Source organism: Paenibacillus sp. OT2-17 (assembly GCF_009827695.1).
Taxonomy (GTDB): Bacteria; Bacillota; Bacilli; order Paenibacillales; family Paenibacillaceae; genus Paenibacillus; species Paenibacillus polymyxa_B.
Map to the genome: position 1 here is coordinate 1 of NZ_WUDQ01000537.1, position 2,529 is coordinate 2,529.

The following is a 2,529-nucleotide window of genomic DNA, read 5'->3' on the forward strand; positions in this document are numbered from 1 at the left end:
CCAGTTAACCAGCATGAGACTTTATTTTATAACGGTCAATTTAAGGTCGTAGCTTCCCGAAGTACTCCGGATATTAACCGAACGGACATCACGGGCGTAACCCGTAGGCTGCTGGAGGGCAATACAGGTGTCATTGAAGATGACGGTGAGAAACACGGAATAGGATTCAGCCGCATTGGGGAAGAGGCCCTTTACATATCGGTTAAGGATGTCAGCGAGGATACAGCACAGCGAATCAGCTCCTTTCGCAAACAATTGTGGATGGTCATGGTTCTGATATTGTTCATTCTGTGGGCCATGCTCGTACAGTTCCGCAAAAGGATTGTAAAGGATGCCATCGTGAACAATCAGGTGCGTGACCAACGGCGCGATGAAGATATGCGACAGCAGCAGGACACCTATTATTTGCCGTTAATGCAGACGATTGAGCAGCAGCTACAAGAGCTGCAAGAGCAGACTAGCCGTCTCACAGGCGGTGATGATTTGAAGCTGCTGGGATTTTATCATGATCTAGCAAACCGTTTTGAAGCGGCTTCCAGTCAGGGAAAAGGAGCCTCTCATGAGGAACTGGAGTATTTTCGCGAGTTGAATGAAAATTTCATCCAGGGTCGTCTCAGACAGGAATCCTCACTGGGAGAGTTACTGACGGGAGTCCGTAGCTTGCGCGATGAGCTGGAAGAGAAGATGCATGATAATAGTGGAATTAGCTTTACAGATATGAATGAAGTATTGTCTGAGTCGCTGAAATGGGCGAACCGTTCATTGAACATGAAGAACATTCAAGTGATCTTGCGGCAAGAGCCTGTTCCATCGATTGCAGCACAAGCACCCATGCTGTACAAAACGATTCAGGGGCTGCTGGAAAATGCAGTTCAGGCCATGGGCCAAGGTGAAGAGCAGCCTGAGAATCAGGAAAAGGGCCGAACAGGTCTGCGGTCCAAGCGGCAATCTCAAGTGCTTAAGGTTAGTTCACGGCTGGAAGAAGGAGAAATTATTATTAACATTGAAGACACGGGCGGCGGGATTGATGATAAAATGCGTTGGAGCTATTTCCAGCCAGACTATTCACAAAACTCCCAGGAGCATGCATTCAGCCTGTATCATATGGATGCATACCTGAAGACCATAGGTGGTCGTTTAAAGCTGCGTAATACCGATCAGGGCTTGCAGGCAATCGTTCGTTTGAGGAGATAGGCCCAAGATAACCGACAGATATACGAGAAGTTCAAGAGAGGGGGACAAGCATGAAAAAATGGATATTTCGCTACCGCTACGATATGGCGGCAATGATGTTGATGCTGATTGCGATTGTTGCATATCTTGCACCCATCTATGGACCAGGGCAAATTGTGTTTAGCGACATTGCTTTTGGAGCCACCTCTCATCGGTATCTGGAGGAAATAACCGGAGTATGGAACGAGCGATGGTCTACCTCGACCTTGTTCAATGCTCCACGTATCCTGTACATCTTGCCCTTCTATGGACTGTCGCTCTTATTTGACGAAAGCGGCCCGGTCTTGCTCAAGTCGTTTATTACAGGCTTATTATTTGTTTCGGCATTTTCGATGTATGCCTTTGCCAAGCGACTGGTCAGCGTGTATTATTCACCAAGCTTTACGAAGACCCGTATTTTTGCCATCATGGTCGGCTCGTTGTTTTATGCGCTGAATCCGTGGGTTATTTTCCGCATTCAGCATATTTCTTTGCTCTGTGGATATAGCTTGTTTCCGTTAATGCTGCGATTCTTTTTCAGTGCGGTGGACCCCAAGTTTCAAATTCAACAAATTAAAAACTATCATCCCCACAAGTTGTATCAGCGAAACTGGATCGACCTGTTCCTGTTGGCTGCGGTATTCACCGTTAGTGCTGCAGCAATTCATTATTTTTTCTTCGGCATGATTTATTTGGGATTGTTCACCATGTTGCTATTAATCAAGTTGACCTGGACCCACCGTAAGGCCGGTCGCACCTATTTGCAGCCGTTATACGGCAATTTTTTGCGTAAAGGGATCATTTTTGGCGTGTTTTTCGGTCTGCTCAGTTTTTATTGGTTGTCTCTATATGTCGGTAGCATGTTGATGGACGCTCAAGCGTCTCAGCATAATATCAACGTCGTGGATACGTTGTCTCTGTTCAGCCGCAACAGCAGTTTATATAATGTGGGTTATTTACTGAGCTATTGGTGGCCCATGTTTTCCTTGTCCTCACTGCCTGGCATGTTTTATGTAGGAGGGGGATTTTTGTTGCTATTGATCGGGTATGCGATGGTGACACGTTCACATAAAAATCCGATCATTCTGATCTTCTCGCTACTTACGTTGCTGTTTCTGGTTGCAGCTACCGGGACGACGTTCCCATCCATTGCCAAGTGGTTTGTCATTTTGGTTACGAAAACCCCTGTGATTGGTTCGGTTTTCCGTGATCCTAACAAATTTATTGGACTGATTGCCCTTAATTTCGGGGTGTTGCTGACCTTTGGTGTTATTCAATTTATGGAATGGTTCGGATCATCCCCGTTGCAGCGTGTAT

The 2,529-nt window shown here is 46.2% G+C and carries 1 protein-coding gene and 1 pseudogene; both read left to right on the forward strand.

The window, feature by feature from the left end; genetic code table 11:
* On the forward strand, nt 1–1,194 hold a 1,194-nt coding region (locus GRP75_RS24235; protein ID WP_160790594.1), incomplete at its 5' end, for an ATP-binding protein.
* 50 nt (nt 1,195–1,244) lie between these two features.
* A pseudogene (locus tag GRP75_RS24240) lies at nt 1,245–2,529 on the forward strand (hypothetical protein); the annotation flags it as partial.